At 36.0% G+C, this 19,820-nt stretch carries 17 protein-coding genes; 10 read left to right on the plus strand and 7 right to left on the minus strand.

Features of this window, described 5'->3' with window-relative positions; translation table 11 throughout:
- Positions 1-861 precede the first annotated feature (861 nt).
- The 3 genes from F6K23_RS24890 (at position 862) to F6K23_RS24900 (ending at position 3,257) form a co-directional block, all read left to right on the plus strand.
- Positions 862-1,059, plus strand: coding sequence for a hypothetical protein (locus F6K23_RS24890; protein WP_293160797.1), 198 nt, complete (start codon positions 862-864; stop codon positions 1,057-1,059).
- A 200-nt stretch (positions 1,060-1,259) separates the two neighbouring features.
- Complete coding sequence (locus F6K23_RS24895; protein ID WP_293160800.1) at positions 1,260-2,522, plus strand: SufS family cysteine desulfurase; 1,263 nt, start codon at positions 1,260-1,262, stop codon at positions 2,520-2,522.
- Between the two features lie 357 nt (positions 2,523-2,879).
- Positions 2,880-3,257: a DUF4177 domain-containing protein gene (locus F6K23_RS24900; RefSeq protein WP_293160803.1), complete on the plus strand. Its 378-nt coding sequence runs from the start codon at positions 2,880-2,882 to the stop codon at positions 3,255-3,257.
- Positions 3,258-3,687: 430 nt separating this feature from the next.
- Here the strand turns inward: F6K23_RS24900 and F6K23_RS24905 are convergent, their stop codons facing one another.
- Positions 3,688-4,161: a hypothetical protein gene (locus F6K23_RS24905; protein WP_293160806.1), complete on the minus strand. Its 474-nt coding sequence runs from the start codon at positions 4,159-4,161 to the stop codon at positions 3,688-3,690.
- Positions 4,162-4,766: 605 nt separating this feature from the next.
- On the opposite strand from F6K23_RS24905, the gene F6K23_RS24910 reads away from it, so the two are divergent.
- From F6K23_RS24910 to F6K23_RS24930, 5 genes are all read left to right on the plus strand, one after another.
- On the plus strand, positions 4,767-5,942 hold the full coding sequence (locus tag F6K23_RS24910; RefSeq protein WP_293160809.1) for a DNA cytosine methyltransferase: 1,176 nt from the start codon (positions 4,767-4,769) through the stop codon (positions 5,940-5,942).
- Between the two features lie 109 nt (positions 5,943-6,051).
- Positions 6,052-6,540, plus strand: a complete 489-nt coding sequence (locus tag F6K23_RS24915) for a restriction endonuclease (protein ID WP_293160812.1) — start codon at positions 6,052-6,054, stop codon at positions 6,538-6,540.
- 280 nt (positions 6,541-6,820) lie between these two features.
- Positions 6,821-6,964, plus strand: coding sequence for a hypothetical protein (locus tag F6K23_RS24920; RefSeq protein WP_293160815.1), 144 nt, complete (start codon positions 6,821-6,823; stop codon positions 6,962-6,964).
- A gap of 902 nt (positions 6,965-7,866) precedes the next feature.
- Positions 7,867-9,150 (plus strand): hypothetical protein, encoded by a 1,284-nt coding sequence (locus F6K23_RS24925; RefSeq protein ID WP_293160818.1) that lies wholly within the window; start codon positions 7,867-7,869, stop codon positions 9,148-9,150.
- A gap of 114 nt (positions 9,151-9,264) precedes the next feature.
- Positions 9,265-9,861, plus strand: a complete 597-nt coding sequence (locus F6K23_RS24930; protein WP_293160821.1) for a class II aldolase/adducin family protein — start codon at positions 9,265-9,267, stop codon at positions 9,859-9,861.
- Between the two features lie 349 nt (positions 9,862-10,210).
- Here the strand turns inward: F6K23_RS24930 and F6K23_RS24935 are convergent, their stop codons facing one another.
- The 6 genes from F6K23_RS24935 to F6K23_RS24960 all read right to left on the minus strand — a co-directional run bounded on the left by F6K23_RS24935 (position 10,211) and on the right by F6K23_RS24960 (position 16,010).
- Complete coding sequence (locus tag F6K23_RS24935; protein ID WP_293160824.1) at positions 10,211-10,558, minus strand: XisI protein; 348 nt, start codon at positions 10,556-10,558, stop codon at positions 10,211-10,213.
- Positions 10,534-10,962 carry an element excision factor XisH family protein gene (locus F6K23_RS24940; RefSeq protein ID WP_293160827.1) on the minus strand — a complete coding sequence of 143 codons (429 nt, stop codon included), beginning with the start codon at positions 10,960-10,962 and terminating at the stop codon, positions 10,534-10,536. Before F6K23_RS24940 ends, F6K23_RS24935 begins: the two co-directional genes overlap by 25 nt.
- 200 nt (positions 10,963-11,162) lie before the next feature.
- Positions 11,163-12,230 carry an RNA-guided endonuclease TnpB family protein gene (locus tag F6K23_RS24945; protein ID WP_293160830.1) on the minus strand — a complete coding sequence of 356 codons (1,068 nt, stop codon included), beginning with the start codon at positions 12,228-12,230 and terminating at the stop codon, positions 11,163-11,165.
- A gap of 460 nt (positions 12,231-12,690) precedes the next feature.
- Positions 12,691-13,596, minus strand: a complete 906-nt coding sequence (locus tag F6K23_RS24950; protein ID WP_293160833.1) for a PEP-CTERM sorting domain-containing protein — start codon at positions 13,594-13,596, stop codon at positions 12,691-12,693.
- Between the two features lie 476 nt (positions 13,597-14,072).
- A complete protein-coding gene (locus F6K23_RS24955; RefSeq protein WP_293160836.1) occupies positions 14,073-14,999 on the minus strand; it encodes a PEP-CTERM sorting domain-containing protein in 927 nt (308 codons plus the stop codon).
- 177 nt (positions 15,000-15,176) lie between these two features.
- On the minus strand, positions 15,177-16,010 hold the full coding sequence (locus F6K23_RS24960) for a PKD domain-containing protein (RefSeq protein WP_293160839.1): 834 nt from the start codon (positions 16,008-16,010) through the stop codon (positions 15,177-15,179).
- Positions 16,011-16,470: 460 nt separating this feature from the next.
- Here F6K23_RS24960 and F6K23_RS24965 point away from each other — a divergent pair, with 460 nt between their 5' ends.
- Both F6K23_RS24965 and F6K23_RS24970 read left to right on the plus strand, forming a co-directional pair.
- A complete protein-coding gene (locus F6K23_RS24965; RefSeq protein ID WP_293160841.1) occupies positions 16,471-17,928 on the plus strand; it encodes an AAA-like domain-containing protein in 1,458 nt (485 codons plus the stop codon).
- A complete protein-coding gene (locus F6K23_RS24970; RefSeq protein ID WP_293160843.1) occupies positions 17,928-19,646 on the plus strand; it encodes an AAA-like domain-containing protein in 1,719 nt (572 codons plus the stop codon). The genes F6K23_RS24965 and F6K23_RS24970 overlap by 1 nt, the downstream gene beginning before the upstream one ends.
- Positions 19,647-19,820 lie beyond the last annotated feature (174 nt).

Consider the following 19,820-nt stretch of genomic DNA (forward strand, 5'->3'; position numbering starts at 1 on the left):
TAATCTTGGAAAATTGCCAAGAGTATTTTGAGTCAACATCTAGTAGATGAGAAACATCAGTAAAAGTAGACCTTGAATTTTTCCACTGGGCAAAATATCTAAAGCATTTGAGAATTTTCCCTTTTTGTCTTTTGCCATAGTGTGAAAATTGACAGGAATATTTTTATTCAACATTTAATAGATGAGAAACATCAGTAAAAGTAGACCTTGAATTTTTCCACTGGGCAAAATATCTAAAGCATTTGAGAATTTTCCCTTTTTGCCTTTTGCCATAGTGTGAAAATTGCCAGGAGTATTTTTAGTCAACATCTAATAGATGAGAAACATCAGCAAAAGTAGACCTTGAATTTTTCCACTGGGCAAAATATCTAAAAAAGAAGGAAGAAGAAAGGAGGAAGAAGGTAGGTTGAGGTGAAAATTTGAGCAAGGTTGAGGTAGAGTTTAATACTAATCTCTATTCCCTATTCCCTAAATTCGTAAAACTTTGTACTTCATCAAATCCAAAACTGCTGTAAAAGTTGATTTAGACTTATGTCATGGAAAAAGATAATCTTGGAAAATTGCCAAGAGTATTTTTATTCAACATTTAATAGATGATAAACAAAAAAAATTAGACCTTTAATTTTTCAACTTGGCAAAATATCTAAAGCATTTGAGAATTTTCCCTTTTTGTCTTTTGCCATAGTGTGAAAATTGACAGGAATATTTTGAGTCAACATCTAGTAGATGAGAAACATCAGCAAAAGTAGACCTTTAATTTTTCAACTGGGCAAAATATCTAAAGCATTTGAGAATTTTCCCTTTTTGTCTTTTGCCATAGTGTGAAAATTGCCAGGAATATTTTGATTCAACATCTAGTAGATGAGAAATATCAGCAAAAGTAGACCTTTGACTTTTCCACTGGGCAAAATATCTAAAAAAGAAGGAAGAAGAAAGGAGGAAGAAGGTATGTTGACAGAACATTTGAGCAAGGGTGAGGTAGAGTTTAATACTAATCTCTATTCCCTATTCCCTAAATTTGTCAAACTTTGTACTTCATCAACTCCAAAACTGCTGTAAAAGTTGATTTAGACTTATGTCATAGAAAAAGATAATCTTGGAAAATTGCCAAGAGTATTTTTAGTCAACATCTAAGAAACATCAGGAAATTAACCTGAAATTTGTTAACCCTGAAGACAAAAGTCCTAATTTCAACCTTCTTACTACTTCAAGTAAACAGATTTAAAATTAATCAAAACAAAATCTTACTTAAAAGAAAGATGACTATTATTCAAGAAAAAACATTAGGTGAAAAAGTACGGGAAGATTTTCCGATTTTAAATCAGGAAATAAACGGTAAACCACTGGTTTATTTAGATAATGCTGCTACTTCCCAAAAACCCCTAGCAGTTATTAATGCTTGGCAAGAATATTACCTGAAATATAACTCTAATGTGCATCGAGGTATTCATACCTTAAGCACAAAAGCAACAGATGCTTATGAAGGAACAAGAGATAAAGTAGCTGCTTTTGTCAATGCAGCATCTCGGAATGAAATTGTTTATACTCGAAATGCTAGTGAAGCAATTAATTTAGTCGCCTATTCTTGGGGTTTAAATAATCTCAAAGCAGGAGATGAAATTATTGTTTCAGTTATGGAACATCATAGTAATTTTGTTCCCTGGCAAATGGTTGCTCAAAAAACCGGAGCAGTTTTAAAATTTGTAGAGCTAACCAATACTGGAGAATTTAATTTTGAACAATATAAAACTCTATTTTCATACAAAACAAAATTAGTAGCAGTTGCCCATATTTCTAATGTTTTAGGTTGTCAAAACCCAGTGCAAGAAATTTGCACCATCGCTCATCAATATGGAGCTAAAGTATTAATAGATGCTTGCCAAAGTGTTCCTCATATAAGAGTAGATGTACGAGAAATAGATTGTGATTGGTTAGTAGCTTCCGGTCATAAAATGTGCGCCCCTACTGGTATTGGTTTTCTCTATGGGAAATTAGAATTATTAGAAGAAATGCCTCCATTCTTAGGAGGAGGCGAAATGATTTCCGAAGTATTTTTTGACCATTCCACCTATGCAGAATTACCCCATAAATTTGAAGCAGGAACACCAGCTATTGGAGAAGCGATCGCTCTTGGTGCAGCAGTAGATTATCTGACAAATATAGGTATGGATAAAATCCATAATTATGAAGCAGAATTAACTACTTATTTATTTGAAAAATTGAACCAAATTCCTGAAGTTACTATTTATGGACCTCAACCAAATATTAATGGTGAAAGTAGGGCAGCATTAGCATCTTTTACTGTAGAAAATCTTCACCCCAACGATCTATCAACAATGTTAGATGAAGCAGGTGTAGCAATTCGTTCTGGTCATCATTGTGCCCAACCTTTACATCAATATTTGAATATTTCATCCACAGCTAGAGCAAGTGTATCTTTTTATAATACTCGTGATGATATTGATGCTTTTATTGTTGCTTTGAAAGAAACAATAGAGTTTTTTAGTAATATTATGGGATAAGGGAGGAGTCAGTCCTCAGGAGTCAGTCCTCAGGAGTCAGGAGGGAATGAAGAGGGGGTTTTAAGGTATAAGGAGAAGAAAGTTTTTTTGTCACGTTCTTATCTGGACATAATATAATTCGGTATAAAAAAATGGGCAGTCCTGGAACCGTAATGGTATTGATTGAATTAAGGAAAAATTACCTTAGCTCCAATTCAAGAAAAGAAGATGTATTTTGGTTTTTTCCTACTCCCCTACTCTCCTAGCATTACACGAGTACCAATACCAAAAAATGTTTCATATTCACCCAGAACGCAAATCTTTCTAAATTTTCTTCCCTCCTGACTCCTTCTTCCTTCTTCAACTGAGAGAAATTATATGAGAAACTGGAATCTAAATAAACTTATAGTTATTAACTTAATCGTTTTGAATATTGCGATTATTTTTCTAGCGGTGGCATTAATATTTTCACCGAATAAAACTTTCGCAACTTCTATTCCTGAAACTACACCTAAAATAGAACAGAAAATTGAGGCGATCGAGTCAGAAAAGTTAAGTCAAGGTAGAGGTAGAAAATATGAGTATAAAGTTGAATACCAATTTGGTTTTCCTCAAAGTAATGAAGAAAGAGACCGCTATATAGAAGCTTTAAATGATGCGGGTAAAGATGGATGGGAATTAACTCAAACTGATGTGGTTTTTAATCCTTCTAGTGGGCGAGGATTATATATTCTGATTTTTAAAAAAGAGAAATAGTTGAAGAAGGAAGAAGGAAGAAGGAAGAAGGAAGAAGGAAGGAAGGAAGAAGGAAGAAGGAAGGAAGGAAGGAAGGAAGAAAAAATGGATGGAGACTCAAACCACAACTAATTGTAAATACTCCCGTTGACGCTGGGGTATTAAACCCAAAATAAAAAGATAATCAAGATGATTATTTATGAGTTATATTAAGTCTCATTAATTAGCCATAATAAAAATCTTTTCTCTGATAAATTTATCCCTGTTCCCTGTTCCCTAAACCAATAAAACCTTGTACTTCATCAACTAGATAACTGCTGTAATTAATCCTATTTTTGGGGTGCATCTCAATATTTGCAAAAATACTTTTTTCCTATATATTCCCTATTCCCTGTTGCCTGTTGCCTAAAAGCGATAAATTTTTGGCTTTATTCATGCATTGAGATGCACCCTATTTTTGGGCTGTCACTTCAATAATTTCTGTATCCATAATCATCTTACTGTTACTGACTAAATCTTCGTGTTTATTCGTATTTAGAGTAACAGTTATTTTATTGCTGCCTGGATCTAAATTTCCCAGATAATACCAATTGCTATAAATTCTAGTAATTTTTTTGTCATTGATATATAAATGAGCATGACCTTCATTAGGATTACTACTTTGATTTACTGTTTCCGGGGCAAACTTAAAGTTAGTTAGCTTCAATTCTAAATTCCATCCTTTCATAGTATCCTTATAAGCAACTAAATCAACTTTAGGAATTGGTTTATCTGCTGGAATTTCTATTTTTTTATGACTATGATTCATACCTCCATGAGACTCATCAGCAATTAAATAGTTACTAGAAGAATTAACTGTTTTAGCAATTCCTAATCCCGCAGTTACAATTAATATGATTGATGTGAGTTTTAGTAGTTTTTTCATCCTTGTTTTTCCTTGATTTTATGATTTTTAATTTTGTTATGATGGGTAAGAGTAGTAAAAATGTCAAAAGACAAGCTGTCATACTGTAAGCATTCAGCCGTCAGCTATCAGCTATCAGCTATCAGCTATTGCTTTTAGTTAGTGATAAAAGCTTTATTAATTGAGAAGCGAAAAATCTTACTACAAAAGTCAGCTCTAAAGTCTATATTCATTTAAACCCTGTCCTTAAATACAGGGTCTTATTGCTGACAGCTGACGGCTAATAGCTGTTTGCGCAGCATTCCGCAGGAAATGCTTACGTCATACTTAAAAATTTAGAACGTAGGAAATATTTTCAGTACAAATTATATTATGTCCGTCTTGATAGTTAGTTAGGTTGAAAGTTTGAGATAGCGATCGTTATTTCATTAAAAAGCGTTTCCTGACGGAATGCTTCACAAACGTAAACAGGGTTTATAATTCAGCTTTTAAAAAGGGGATTTAAACTCCTCCTAAAATTAAATAACAAGCTAGAAGTTGGGGACTTAAACCCAAGCTTTTAGTGTGCTGAGTGCTGAAATGCTGATAGCTGAAATGCTGATAGCTAGTTAAAAGGAGAATATAAATTGAATAATATTAACAAACTCAAAGCTATAGAATTATTTTCTGGAATTGGTGGATTTTGTTTAGGAATGAAAGCTGCAAATATTGAAACTATTTGGGCTAATGATATTAACGAACTTTGCTGTCAGGTTTATCAAAGTAATTTTGGTAATGACTCAATAGTATTAGGTGATATTAATAAAATTCAGATATCAAAAATTCCCGAACATGATATTTTAACTGCTGGTTTTCCCTGTCAACCATTTAGTCAAGCTGGCAAAAAAATGGGAATTAGAGATAAAGTTAGAGGAACACTTTTTGAGCGGATTATTGAAATTATTCAAGCCAAACAACCCCAATATTTTTTATTAGAAAATGTCAAAAGAATCTTGACAATGGAAAAGGGGTATCATTTCCGAATAATTTTAAATGCTTTGGCTGCTTTAGATTATTTTATTGAATGGCGGATTATTAACCCAATAAATTTTGGTATTCCCCAAAATAGAGACAGAATTTTTATTTTTGGTACTAGAGCCAAATCAACACAAAAAATACTCGATTTAGAAAAATTTTCTGTATTTTTAACAGAGAAGGATATTGACAGTTTACCCTGGAATAAAAATAGCGAAATAGAAACATCTATGCAGCCTATTATTCATGGTAATAGCAAAAATTATCACTGGGGTATTGCATATAAAAATAAATTTTATAGTCAATCTTTACCTTTAATATCTGATATCAAACCCAGAAAAAAACTCAAAGATATTCTGCAACATGAATCAGAAATCAATACACAATTTGATTTTACTTCTGAAACTCTTGAAAGAATCAAACAGAGCAAAACTATCAATAGATATTGCAACGGTGTTGAAATATTATATAACCAGGGTGGAGGAGCGCGTCTTGGCTATACTATCTTCGGTATTAATGGGGTTACTTCCACATTAACTGCCTCTACTTCTAGACATTATGAAAGATATCAAGTTGACGATAAATTTCGCCGTTTAACTAATGTAGAATATGCTCGTTTAATGGGATTTCCTGATAATTGGTGTCGAGTTGCTAAAATTTATCACCAATATGCTTTATATGGTAATTCAGTTGTGCCAGATTGTGTAAAATGGATCTGTCAAAGAATTGGCAAACAAAACTTTAAATTTAACCATCGGACTTGGCAACAATTAACATTATTTAGTTAATTCAATATTAATCAATACACATCTCCATAAAAGAGGGAGTAGAGGGAAATAATTGATAATTTATGTGCGATAATTTATTTGATTTTTTATTATTGAAGATGTCTAATATATGAAAGAACTGACACTATCATTATTTAAAACTGAGGCAGCAATTTTTGTTAGACAGTTAACTGCTAGACCAATTTTTGATTTGTATGGTATTACCTATGGTAAAGCAATAGGAACTTATGTAGAACAAGCATTCAATAAATATTTAATATCCAAATATTTATATACTCCAGGGAGTGCAGCTAGTGGGATAGATTTTCCAGAATTAGAAGTAGATTTAAAGGTGACATCTATTCGACAACCACAATCATCTTGTCTGTTTCGAGATGCTAGTCAAAAAGTTTATGGGTTAGGCTATCATCTACTTGTCTTTGTGTATGAAAAAATAGATAATCAAGAATTACGAGAAGCAAGTTTAAATTTTAAAAGCGCGATATTTGTAGCCAAAGAAAAAACAGGAGATTATCAAACTACACGAGGTTTACTAGAAATTATCAATCGTAATGGTAATCAAGATGATGTAATAGGATTTTTAGAAGACCTTCAATAATTGATAATTGATAATGGATAATTGATAATTACCTCGGGTTTTAACCGTTACGGAATTGAATATAAGGAAATATTATTTCTTCTCTTGGTCGATGGGCCAGCGCAGGTTTCCTCGCCATCGCACCCTACGGGAAGCTTTCCTTACGGAATGCTATCGCAAACGCTAACGACCGCTTTTTTCCTCTTAAAAGGGTCGGCTTTAAACCAGAATTATTTAATTATTAATTATTAATTATTAATTATTCGGTAATCTTCCTTTAGATGAAATAGAACGTGAAATTTTGGCTGAAATAATAATAAAAGAACCTCCACAACAGGGTTATATTACTATCTCTAATGCTTTGCAATGGAGATTACAATATAGAAGAATTATTGAACAAGCAGAAATTGGAAATATAGCTGGAGTGGAAAATATTCTGGTTTAAAATATCTATCAAATATAGCAGAAGGAAAAAGGAAGAAGGAAGAAGGAAGAAGGAAGAAGGAAGAAGGAAGAAGGAAGAAGAAAAAATATTGCTTTGTCTGAATTTTAGGCTTTTAATATGTCCTAACCTTTCCTTCGACTGCAATAATAGGTAATATCATGTATCTTTAAATACTCACAAATAACATTTATCAAAATAATTGGGTCTAAAACCCCACCTTTTAAGGCGAAATATTTTTGGAGAGTTGCTCACGCATCCCCTACTTCCCCTCCTATGAGGGGTTAGGGGTGGGTTAACTTCTGACTTCTGACTTCTGACTTCCTTAATAGCTAGGGGCTATTTTCTAGTTCAGTAATTAACAATTAACAATTAATAATTACCTCTTCTTAAAACGGATAGGATTGACTAAAAGGATTTTTTTTGATTTTATCCCCTTAAAAGGGGAGGGTTCAAGGTGTGAATTGTTGAATGAATAATTATTAACTATAAACTCTTAATTATTAATTATTAATTATTAATTATTAATTATTTGGTAATGCTCTACAAACGCAAATATCCCGTACAGGAATAGGGAGTTTCGGAGTAGGGAATGGTGGGATATTTCAGATATTTTCAAGAGAATCAAAAAGAGTATTTTTATTAAGTATAATTAATTATCCCCGTTCTAAAAGCACATAATTAATCCAGTCAAAATCGTCAATTTGAAAATGTGTAGAAAGGTGCAAAAATGAAAATATATAAATAGAATTTGCTTAATTTTTCCAAGCAATTCATAAATAGAGGAAAATCTCCACAAAAATTATTCAATTATTGCTAAATCAAAAGCAAGAAAATACAAAAACTTGCCAAATAAAAAGACTTGTGCATTAATAACTAAGATATTCCGAATAAATAGATGACTTATGCTAGAAATTAGTGACTTATTTGATGAAAACCTTTATCTAAATTTCAACCCCGAAATTGCAGAAGCAGTAAACAATGGCATCGTACAAAGCGGCTTCGACCACTTTATTCGCTTCGGTCAATTTGAAGGGCGAGACCCCAGTATTTTTTTTGATACTAACTTTTATTTAACCAATAATCCAGATGTTGCTGCCTTAGTTCAACAAAATTCAATTACTCCCATTCAACATTTTATTCAAGTCGGTCAATTTGAAAATCGCGACCCTAATTCTCAATTTAATACCGATATTTATCTCCAAACAAATCCAGGTGTTGCTGATGCAGTTCAACAAAACTTATTAACTTCCATCGAACATTTTGTTAATTTTGGTATTGCTGAAAATAGATTATTTTCCCAAAATTTTATCGGCACAATATTTGATGTAGTTGTTACAAGTGCAGCTAATAATGGTAACGATGCAGCCATTCGTTTTGATGGTTTAACTGGTCGATTAATTGGTGAATTTCCTAATGGTGGAGAATTAACCGACCCCAGGGATATTGTACAAGAAATTGATGGGTCTAATACTGTTTTAATTAATGGTGGAAATGACAATGTTTTACGCTTCGATGCTACTACAGGAAACTTCATCGAAACATTTACTGAATTTCCCGAATTAAATGGTGGTGGTGCCGTTTTTGGACCAGATAATAATTATTATGTAGGGGCGCGATCGCTAGGTTCAATTGTACGTTTCAACGGTCAAACTGGAGATTTTATTGATGAGTTTATTCCCTCAGAATTAGTAGATTTTCCTAGAGGTTTTGTATTTGGTTCCGATGGCAATTTTTACTTAGGAAATGGTGCAGACCCAGCAACAGGTGGTGGCGGTGGTACAGTTATTCAATATGATGGTCTCACAGGTCAGGTATTGAATCCTAATTTTGTCAATGACCCTGAATTAAGTCCCCTAGATGTGATTAATGGTCTGGATGGTAATATCTATGTCAGCAGTGAATTTCCATTTGGTCAGGATGATTCGGTAGCTACTGTTCGCGTGTATGATGTTGAGACAGGAGGGTTGTTAGATGTACTGGATGCTGGTTTGGATGCAGAGGGAGTGCCAATATTGGATGCGCCAAGGGGGTTAGGTTTTGGACCTGATGGTAATCTCTATGCTAGTAGCACTGGTACTGGTAGTGTGGTTCGTTTTGATGGCGCAACGGGTGACTTTATAGATGTATTTGTTGAGTTTCCTCAGTTGAATGGTCAAGCATTAAATTTCGTTCCTGCGGAAAATTAAGCCCAATTAATATGATACAGTAGGTTGGGTTAAGCGGAAGCGCAACCCAACAAAACCTTACTATTGTTGGGTTTCGGTTCCTCAACCCAACCTACATTAACGACATTTAAATTTATGGTTAGGGATGAGGGAGTAATTAAATATAATTGTCACTGGGTTAAAGGCGAACCTGTGGCAAACTATAGCATTACTGATTTAATGAAAAAGCGGGATTTAATGTACTCGTTAGGATTAATTGGCGTTTATGAAAATGGCATTGGTTTTGGTAATGTCAGTCAGAGAATAAATGACTCAAATCAATTTATTATTACTGGCACTCAAACCGCAAATTTAGAAACTTTAGGACCAGAACTTTACACGGTAGTTACTGATTTTAATATTGAGGAAAATAGCCTAACTTGTTGCGGACCTGTCAAAGCTTCTTCTGAATCTTTAACTCATGCTGCTATCTATTATTATCAACCAGAAATTATGGGTATTATTCATATTCATAATTCTCAGCTTTGGCAAGAACTTATGTATAAAGTTCCTACTTCTAATCAAGAAGTACCTTATGGTACTCCACAAATGGCAAAAGAAATGCTTCGTTTGTTTGATGAAGAGAAGTTAGGAGTAGAAAAAATATTAGTAATGGCAGGTCACGAAGATGGGATAATTTCTTTTGGGAAAGATTTAGATGAAGCTGCTAATATTTTGTTGAATTTTTATTAGGCATCTCCAGAAAAGAAGGGGGAGTAGAGCAGTAAAGACGTTGCATGCAATGTCCGAGAGCGAGAAGTAAACATAAGAATAATTAACAATAACTGGGGTGCTAAATTTAATCTCCCCTACTCCCCTACTCCCCACCCTCTTTACAGCGCTTTTCAAATTGATGAACCACATTTTCACAGATAAAAATCGTGTAGGGGCGATTTCCTACGGAATGCTCCGCAAACGCGAATCGCCCCTACTGTGGTTTACCCAAATGAAAACCGCTGTAATCTAATTACACCGATGCTACCGGATTTGATATAACTTCTAACTCCTGACTCCTGACTTCTGACTTCTGACTTCTAAAGACTTATCCATACCCAGTATGTTGACGAATTTCAGGAGGATGAAAAGCAAGTACAATTCTATGCTTCGGTACTCCAGCACCAACAAGTTCATCCGTAACACCATCTTCTATACCATCGTAGTGAATCCAAATTTTATCATTGCAGATTTCAGCATGGACAATAGTACCATATACACGGCGACCATCTTCCCATCCTTCATGGACTAACAGAAAATGGTTGCGATCGCTACTAACAATCGTGTATGTTTTCACATCACCATAGCGGTAAGGAAGATCGGCGTAGTATTGCAAAATTTTTATCAGTGTTTCACGCCATTTTTCTACGTCTAAGAGTTGATTTGTGGTTTCCATTGAATAATTTCCTCAATTTTGGCATCAAAAACAAGCAGACGAAAACCAGGTTCTTCTAATAAAAGTTGTCCAACTTCCTCCTGAAAAAAGGTTTCAAAAACATTGCGCTCGACTGCTAAATATATTTGACGTAATGGGTCTTGTTTCTTGAGTATTCTATTATATAAAAAAAATTGCCCCCATGCTTTTTCAAGTTCATTAACTAAAGAAGGACTAATAAAAGTTTTTACTTCCACAGCTACTTTGGCAGCACCTCGTTCAGCAGCAATCAACTTTTCAGCACCCAGATCGACTAATACATTACGAGTACCAATTTTGAGAATCAGTGGATCGTCAGTAATAATCCAACCATCTTTAATTAAGGCAGTTTTGACAGTATCGTGATGAAAGTCTCTAGCAGCCATTAGGCAGTTTTTCTGTAGTTTGATATTTAATTAATTGTAGGTTGGGTTAAGGGACAGCGCAACCGTTCTACTAAACTTACCCAAACTTACCCATGCGTGATTACATAAGCTTTGGAGTTAGCTTCCTGTTTCACTGAAGACCACCGACCGCAGTCTGTAACTTATCTTCTCCACAGGCTTAAATTCGCTTGGAACTCAAGCTACTGATTCACATAGTTTTTCAGGTTGACAGCAGCATTAAAATCTCTATCAGCCTGAAAACCGCATTCACTACACTCATAAGTTCTCAAATGTAATGGCATTTTCTGTTGATGCCCACAGCTTGAACATATTTGAGAACTTGGATAATATCTATCCGCTATTACTAATTCACTGCCGTACCATTCACATTTGTATGTAAGCTGACGTTTAAATTCATAAAAACCACAGTCTGCTATGGCACTTGCTAGTTTATGGTTTTTCAACATTCCACTGACATTCAAATCCTCAATTACTATGGTGCTGTGATTTTTAGCTAACCATGTTGTGAGTTTATGTAGTGCATCTACTCTGATGTCAGCTACTTTTTTGTGTGATGAAGCTAGTTTTTTTACTGCTTTGCGTCTGTTTTTGGAGCCAATAACTTTTTTATTGACTGCACGTTGATGACGAACTAATTGTTTTTTTGCTTGTCTATAGGCTTTTAAATTGGCAAATTTACTGCCATCAGAACAGGTTGCTAATGTATTTATTCCTATATCTACACCTATAGTTTCTCCAATTTTTTCTGTTGGGCATGGTTCAAAATTGTATTTAAAACTGATGTACCAATTATCTGCTTTTTTTGAGATAGTGACGTTTTTTACTGGTACAGAGGGTAAGATTTCATAAGTTTTTACTACTCCTATTCTGGGTAGTTGTATGTAGTTTCCTTGGAAAATCTTAATACTTCCTTCTAAGTAAAAGCTATCTTTTCTACCTTTTTTCTTAAAGAGTGGGAATCCACGTTCAGGAATAGTTAGAAAGTTTTTAAATGCCCTCTCTAAATCTCTTAATGCTTGCTGGGGGGCACATTTAGATACCTCATAGTACCAGGGATTAATTGATTTAACTTCAGCTACTAAACGTTTATGCAAGGTAATTGCACTTGGGCGTTTTTTAGTTTCTTCGTACTCTTTTATACAAGTTGCTAACCCCCAGTTATAGGCATGACGTGCAACTCCTGCGTGTTTGGCAAGTATTGTTTTTTGCTGGTTGTTAAGTTTTAACTTGGTCTTGATTGATTTCATTGGAACTGGTAAACCATGAAAAAAAGTATTTGATAACTTAGGAGAATTTAAGATACCATAGCAGATAATCAGCAGGTTTTCAAGATTTATTGAGATTTTTCCAACGCATGTCCAATTATTCGGCTTCAGTAGTTAGCCCTACAAAAAAGGGCGTTGCTGAATACTTGGATGATTTCGGTGCTCCACGGGGACATGGAGACAGGTCAACATGGGGATTATAGTTTCTGCTCTCTGACAAAATCATCCCACAATTATGCAATGCCCAAAAAAGTTGTATCTGTTGTGGGATTTCATTTCCTCAACCCAACCAATGACTAATTCCTAACTACGACGTTTGTATCTGAATAAAGGGATCGCTACTAAACCTAAAATTCCCATTGTGCTTGGTTCGGTAACTAATTATTTGGGTATTGAGGCGATCGCCATATCCAGTGTTGAAACATATTCGTCTTACATTGTATTATTGCGACATACGCAATAAAAGAGAACGAACACCGAGACCACCCAATAAAAATAGACCAAAAATTGAACCAGGTTCGGGAACTGATTCTGCTTGCTCCCCCAAAGTGCCGCCGTCAGCTTCGGAGGCGGTGACAATAGTGACCGCATAACCAGGACGAGAACCAGCATCGTTGATTGATAAATAACCAGGGATATCTTTCTTGAAACCTGCGTGAGAAGATGTACGCCAGTTACTCAAACCTGCGGTTGTTAAGCCTTCATTTACTGGAAAGTCTGAGGTTTCTGTAGGAATAACCACGCTTTCTGTGTTGAAATATGAGACATAACCTTCTAACTCATCCTTCAAAAAAGAGCGATCGTTTAACCACCACCGCCGATTCCTGGGGTGTGTATCATAAACGCCATCGCTCAAAGCCACAATACCCATGGCTTCTCCACTACCTGCCCAGTTAACAGCATTGACTAAGAAACCTAGAGGACCGTTAGGACGAGGACCAGGCTTACCACTATAGTGATTGTCAGCATCTTGACCGCTTAAGAAAGTACGGTCGCCCCTAGCTGTAGATATGGCTTCTTTGTTATTCAAAATCCCAATGGGGTCGAAATTTAATATCGAGTTGCTATAGCCAAATCCGATCGCTAAAACATCATAATCAGAAAAGTTGGGTGCGGGGTCTTGGGGATTCCAGAAAGTGAGATTCCAATCTAAACTGCCGTCTCCTTCTGGGTCAAATGTTGGTGCTAGAGCAGCTAACTCTGAGATGTTGGCATTGTAAGCATCGGTCTGACCGTACCAGAGAACATTAAGGGATGCTGCATTAGCAATAGAGGCAGACAAAATACCGAAAGTAGTAGCAACAACTAAGATGGCTTGATTGATTAGGCGATGTTTTTGATTATTCATAATTATTTCCATGATGAACAAAATAGTTGTAGGGGCAAACGGCCGTTTGCCCAAGAGTGTTGAGGCGATCGCGAATTTCTATCAACCAATACCTGAAACACATTTGTCTTATTTTGTATTATTGCGACATACGCAACAAAAGAGAAGCAAGATGTGAACTCGGAGGTCGCTCTCTCAAAAATAGCGATCGCGAATTTCCATCGACTAATACCTGAAACACATTTGTCTTATTTTGTATTATTGCGATATACGCAATAAAAGAGAAATGATGATGTTAACTCGGAGGTTGATATTTGAATTAAGCGATCGCGAATTTCTATCGACTAATACCTGAAGTACATTTGTCTTATTTTGTATTATTGCGACATACGCAATAAAAGAGAAATGATGATGTTAACTCAGAGGTCGATATCTCAAAAATAGCGATCGCGAATTTCCATCGACTAATACCTGAAGTACATTTGTCTTATTTTGTATTATTGCGATATACGCAATAAAAGAGAACGAATGCCTAACCCACCCAAGGCAAACAGACCTAATATTGAACTGGGTTCTGGAATAGATTCTGGTAATTCTGGATTGTCTATGGGTGTGGTTTGACTCCCTGGATCAAAGCTAGTACCTATATGTGCAACTTTATTGGGACTGTATGAAAATAGATTCTCATATATATTGATGGTGCGGTTGCCCCCGTTTTCATTTAATACATGAGTCCCGATAGGTACGTTTGACGTGGATAATCCCTGTAGGTGATTGGTGAAAAAGTCAGAACCAACGGAGTTAGGAGCTAGCATGGAGTCGCCGACGAAAGAGCCGTTTGAGGTAATATAATTAATGCCAGTGAAAAAATTATCGAAGCCAAAGTTAGCAAGAATTTGGTTGGCAGTATGGGCAAAGTCATTATGATCTGTGCCAATGAAAATACCACCTCCAGCATCCTGTAGTGCTAATGCTTGGTTAACTGTCATTGCCCCAGCAGAAGAAGTCATGGTATTGGTGTTTTTGTTGCGGAAGGCAAAGGAGCTATCGAGGATGAATTCTGGCTGCTTATTTATCGACCAAATATTGAGAGCATCTAAGTCTGCTGCATTGAGAAGATAAGTTTTATAGATGCTTGCATCAAACCAAATTTGGTCGTAATAGTCGATAGGTTTAGCATTGAGAAAGGATGCTAGATTTCCTGGAACATGGGTTTGCACAAAATCAACATCGAATACATTGCCATCTTCATAGTTATCAATAAACTCAGCAATCTCACTGCGAAAATCTCTTACGCTAGTAGTACCCCAACCACGGATTGAGTTTAGGTAGAGAATATTGCTAGTTGCTGTGGCAGGGAGGACAACAGCTAGTTGCAGAATGAAAAAGGAAAGTAAGGGTTGAAGTGTTTTTTTGATCATCATAGGATTTGTCATGGTTAAGTATTTGAATTGAACGGAAAAGAAATTGTAGGTTGGGTTTTGTTGCGCAACATATTTGGGGAGCATTCCTTAGTGGTACTTAAACATTTTTTGGTCGAAAAGATGCGTCAAAGTCAGTCTAGATAGTTGACCTCTAAAGTTAGGGTTGAGTCGATCACTTCAATTATCTTTTCGACGGGCGATCGCTCCTAAGCCGAATGTACCCAGAAGTGCCAAACTTATGATAGAAGTAGGCTCAGGCACAACTTCTGTTTGAAAAGTATATTGAGCTGTTACACCAGATTGGTCTGTAACGGTAACGCTAGATGTATAAACTCCTCGTCCTCCATAACTCCAGGCTCCTTTACCTTCTGTTCCCTCGAAATCAATTTCACCATCTCCATTAAAATCCCAAGAAAATACTAGATCGTTAGGATTTTCAAAATCAAAAGCTGAAGCCGAAAAGTCAAATTTTTCTCCATTTTTGACTACAACCTTTGACTGAACTTGGGTAAGTTTAGGGGCTAAATTAATACCAGAAAACGTAAAAGTGTGGTCATCAAAATCCTGGTCTCCGCCACCGAATATGTCTTCAAAACCAACTCTGGCAACACCAGGACTTAAATAGGTAACTTTAGCATGGGGGATGCCATCGGGATTGCGGCTAGCTTCACCTGTGTAATACCAATGGCCAGTATCGAAAACTTGCAATCCAAAAAGGAGTTCTGCTCCTGGTGAGACGGCACCTAAATTTACAATTTTTCCGGTTTCTCGGTTCGAGGCAATGGGTATGCGATGGGGTGAAGTCAGCCACAGGTAGCTATCAAAACCTGCTTCGGAAGGTAAAACGGATACGGTTACATCGCTGCCACTAGCATAGAGGCGTGTGCCCAATTGGGGGTAACTGGGGGATGCTTGGTAGAGGATGGCTGCTTGAGTGGCATTGGCAAAGGAAGCAACAGACAATAAGGAGGCAATGGTACTGGCAATGGGTAAATTGAAGAAAAGTTTCATAGTTTTCTCCCGATAACGGTTAATTAATAGAACTTGAAATTAGAGGCTGTTTGGGCAAAAGTTTTAGGTCGAAGGAATCAAATTGTGATATAGCAGTCGAAGCAAAGGTTAGGACAGATTAAAAGCTTAAAACTCAGACAACGCAAGGTTTTTCCTTCTTCCTTCTTTCTTCTTCCTTCTTTCTTCTGCCATACTAACTAAATCAGTAACCAACCAAGGTATTTTCAAACTCCCCAAAGGAAATTTGACTCTCCGGTTTAACCTCATTACGTAGTTAAGTATAGAATAGGCAAATCCAAAAATTGTCGAAGATCGACAGTTAAGATCGACAACTTTTTGGAAAATCTCAAAAGCAGTCATAGCAATACATTCAGGATAAATTTAGTTAAAATCGACAGGAATATTTTTCAGCCTTGTCGATAATCGACAACATTAATTATGAGGGTGTTACAATAATGAAATGAAAGTTAGAAGACCTAGTTATGTCCTAACGACAGCAGGACAAAAGAAAATTTATCAGAAATTTCCTCAAGGATACAATTGCAGTCAAATTGCCAGAGAAGCTTTGATGCATCGCACTACTGTGGCAAGAATTATGCAAAAAAATCAAGGGGTGAATTTGAGCAACCTGGAAAAAATTTTTAACTGTCTTAATTTAGATTTAGAAAAAACAGATTATGAAGAAGTACAAAATCTTGAAGAAGGAAGAGGGAAGAGGCGGTGCGACCCCGCGACGACGCCAGTCGCAAGCGGTCAGACCCCGCGTCGCCGTCAGGCGCAAGGGAATGCTGACCAAGAGAGGGAATGCGCACCAAGAGAGGAAGAAGGAAGAGGGAAGAAGTGGATGGGGACTCAAACTCCAACCAATTCTCAACACCTTGTAGATGGCTGGGTATTAAACCCAAAAGAAAAAGATAAATTACAAAAGTATGTTGAACGCCCATTAATCGAACAACAGGTTTACAAAAGTCTGTTATTTACTGACTGTATCCTGAGAATAAAAGCTCCTAAAAAAATGGGAAAAACTATCTTGATAGACTTGGTGTTAGAGGAATTAAAGGCAAAGGAAAAATATCGGACTGTGTCTATTAGTTTTTGGGAAGCTGACAATAGTCATTTATCCAAATTTAATAGTTTTTTGCGTTGGTTATGTGCCAATGTTAGTAGTCAACTAGAACTACCTGTTCAATTAGATAACTGGGATAATTTAACTAAAAATTTTGGCGAAAAAATGACTTGTACTAATTACTTTGAACAATATGTATTGCCGAAAATAGACCAGCCATTGGTTTTATTTTTAGATAATTTAGAGTTACTTTTTCTCAACGATAATATCTGTCAAGAGTTTTTAGGGATGCTCCGTTCCTGGAATGATAAATCTAGTAGAAATTCTCTTTGGCAAAAATTACGGTTAGTTCTATCTTATGCTCCTAATACTGATATTAAAATTAATCCAAATCAATCGCCTTTTAATATAGGTACGGTGATTGAGTTACCAGAGTTTACTCTCGAACAAGTTCAACAATTCGCTGAAATTTATCAACTTAATTGGGATGAATTTCAAGTGAGGGAACTAATGAATATGGTGGGAGGTCATCCTTATTTATTAGAGTTGACTTTTCGCACTTTTAAAACTTGTAATGACATGACTTTAGAGAAAATTTTAGAAACTGCTCCGACAAAAGATGGTATTTATCATAGTCCTCATTTACAAGAATATTTAGCTATTTTAAAACAGCATTCATATTTAGCTAAAGTTTTTCTGAGTATCATTAAGGACGAGTATTTAGGTGGTATGGAAAGTCATGGTATTAAAACATTGATTAATTTAGGATTAGTCAAATATGAAGATGGAAAAGTGTTAGTTAGGTGCGAGCTTTATCGGTTATATTTTGAAAATTATTTGGGAGATGTCTAATGAGCGTAAGTTCTGAATCTAATTTTAATTATAAGGTGGGAGGTAGTCTGGATTTTAATTATCCTAATTATATAGAGCGATCGGCAGATATAGAGATTTATAAAACTCTGGAAAAAGGAGAATATTGTTATGTTTTTAATGGGCGACAAACGGGTAAGTCAAGTTTAAGAATTAGGACTGCGAAACGACTGAAAAAGGCAGGAATTGCTTGTGTGGAAATAGATTTAATGGCAATTGTGGGTGAGGGAAGTAATGTCGGACAAATTTATGCTGGGATTGTACAAGAAATAGCTAGTGGTTTGCTATTGGAAGTTGACTGTTTAAGTTGGTGGTTAGAAAGGGAAAAGTTAGAACCTCAAGAACGTTTGATTGAGTTTATTGAGCAAGTAGTTTTTACTGAGGTTGATAAAAATATTGTAATTTTTATTGATGAAGTAGATTGTTTGGGAATATCTGATTTATCTCTGGAAGTTTTTCTGGGTTTGATTAAATCTTTTTATCAAAAACGAGAAAATAATTCAGCATATCAACGTTTAATTTTTGCTTTGTTTGGCGTGGTAGAAATTTCTGATTTTTCCCATACTATTATTGGTAATGTAATTGAGTTTTCAGGTTTTGAATTGACCGCAGCTTTACCTTTGGCAGAAGGATTATTAGAAAAAGTAGACCGCCGTCAAGAGGTTCTCAAAGAAATAATTTATTGGACGGGAGGACAACCATTTTTAACACAAAAATTATGTCAATTAGTTTTAACATCTCCCACTAAAATTCCCACAGGTTCAGAAAAAAAGGAGGTGGCAAAATTGGTATTATCAAATATTATTGACAACTGGGAATTTCACGACGAACCACAACATTTAAAGACTATCCGCAACCGTCTACTGAATAGCAAATATTCCACTGACAAATTACTAAAGTTTTATCAGAAAATTTTACAAAGGGGCAAAATATCCGTGAAAAATAATCCCCTAGAGACAGAATTAAAATTAGTAGGATTAGTGAGGAAAGAACAAGGAAAAATCAAAATTTATAATCCCATCTATGCTCAAATTTTTAACCAAAGTTGGGTAGAAAAAGTCTTAGCAGACAAATATCCCACCAGAATAAACGACCATATTCGATGGGTGGGTTTATTATTGCTATCTTTGGCAAGTTTCCGTTTACTATTTCCCCAACTTTCTGTAGAACTAAACGAATGTGGAATTAAGAACTATTTTGCTGCTCAATATCAACTTGCTCGGTTTTACTTCCAATGTGCTTTACTCTTAAAACCCAATTACAAAAAAGCACACTATAACCTGGGTGCAACTTATGAAAAACTACAGCAATTTGAGAAAGCACGGAATGAGTACAATATTGCCGAGGGAGTTTCAGAAGCTTATAGCAACCTAGCTCGACTTTGTATCCAAGACAAGCAATATTCCGAAGCTATTACCCTACTCCAAAAAGGTTTGCAGAAAAAGAAAGCTCAAACCGATCCAGTCCTTCGCTATGCTTTGCTCAAAAATATGGGTTGGGTATTGTTGGAACAACAGCGTTATCCAGAAGCAGAAAGTTACTTGTGCGAGGCCATTGAATTGATGGATACTCGAGCGATCGCTTATAAATTACTGGCGCAGTTACTGGAAGCGAAGGGAGATCGGGAAAAAGCACGAACTATCTGGCAAAAATTTCGGCAGTATGCTCTCAATGAGTCAAGACAAGAATATGAGTATTAGACACCGGGGGTGGAGATGGGGGGATGGGGAGTGTGGGAGGTGTGGGGGGTGTGGGGAGTGTGGGAGGTGTGGGGGGTGTGGGGAGTGTGGGAGGTGGGGGGGGAGTGGGGGGGGTGGGGGGGGAGGGTAGAGTGGGGGGTGGGTGGGAAGAGTGTCGAGTAGGGGAAGAGTGTA

The organism is Okeania sp. SIO2C9 (assembly GCF_010672455.1).
In the GTDB taxonomy this organism is placed as follows: Bacteria; Cyanobacteriota; Cyanobacteriia; order Cyanobacteriales; family Microcoleaceae; genus Okeania.

What these genes read in the sequence shown, in the direction of transcription:
- F6K23_RS24925 (WP_293160818.1), top strand. Translation starts at nt 7,867, where the DNA reads ATGCTAGAAATTAGTGACTTATTTGATGAAAACCTTTATCTAAATTTC.
- F6K23_RS24890 (WP_293160797.1), top strand. Translation starts at nt 862, where the DNA reads ATGAGAAATATCAGCAAAAGTAGACCTTTGACTTTTCCACTGGGCAAA.
- F6K23_RS24945 (WP_293160830.1), bottom strand. Translation starts at nt 12,230, where the DNA reads ATGAAATCAATCAAGACCAAGTTAAAACTTAACAACCAGCAAAAAACA.
- F6K23_RS24960 (WP_293160839.1), bottom strand. Translation starts at nt 16,010, where the DNA reads ATGAAACTTTTCTTCAATTTACCCATTGCCAGTACCATTGCCTCCTTA.
- F6K23_RS24935 (WP_293160824.1), bottom strand. Translation starts at nt 10,558, where the DNA reads ATGGAAACCACAAATCAACTCTTAGACGTAGAAAAATGGCGTGAAACA.
- F6K23_RS24915 (WP_293160812.1), top strand. Translation starts at nt 6,052, where the DNA reads ATGAAAGAACTGACACTATCATTATTTAAAACTGAGGCAGCAATTTTT.
- F6K23_RS24970 (WP_293160843.1), top strand. Translation starts at nt 17,928, where the DNA reads ATGAGCGTAAGTTCTGAATCTAATTTTAATTATAAGGTGGGAGGTAGT.
- F6K23_RS24965 (WP_293160841.1), top strand. Translation starts at nt 16,471, where the DNA reads ATGAAAGTTAGAAGACCTAGTTATGTCCTAACGACAGCAGGACAAAAG.
- F6K23_RS24895 (WP_293160800.1), top strand. Translation starts at nt 1,260, where the DNA reads ATGACTATTATTCAAGAAAAAACATTAGGTGAAAAAGTACGGGAAGAT.
- F6K23_RS24950 (WP_293160833.1), bottom strand. Translation starts at nt 13,596, where the DNA reads ATGAATAATCAAAAACATCGCCTAATCAATCAAGCCATCTTAGTTGTT.
- F6K23_RS24955 (WP_293160836.1), bottom strand. Translation starts at nt 14,999, where the DNA reads ATGATGATCAAAAAAACACTTCAACCCTTACTTTCCTTTTTCATTCTG.
- F6K23_RS24940 (WP_293160827.1), bottom strand. Translation starts at nt 10,962, where the DNA reads ATGGCTGCTAGAGACTTTCATCACGATACTGTCAAAACTGCCTTAATT.
- F6K23_RS24900 (WP_293160803.1), top strand. Translation starts at nt 2,880, where the DNA reads ATGAGAAACTGGAATCTAAATAAACTTATAGTTATTAACTTAATCGTT.
- F6K23_RS24905 (WP_293160806.1), bottom strand. Translation starts at nt 4,161, where the DNA reads ATGAAAAAACTACTAAAACTCACATCAATCATATTAATTGTAACTGCG.
- F6K23_RS24930 (WP_293160821.1), top strand. Translation starts at nt 9,265, where the DNA reads ATGGTTAGGGATGAGGGAGTAATTAAATATAATTGTCACTGGGTTAAA.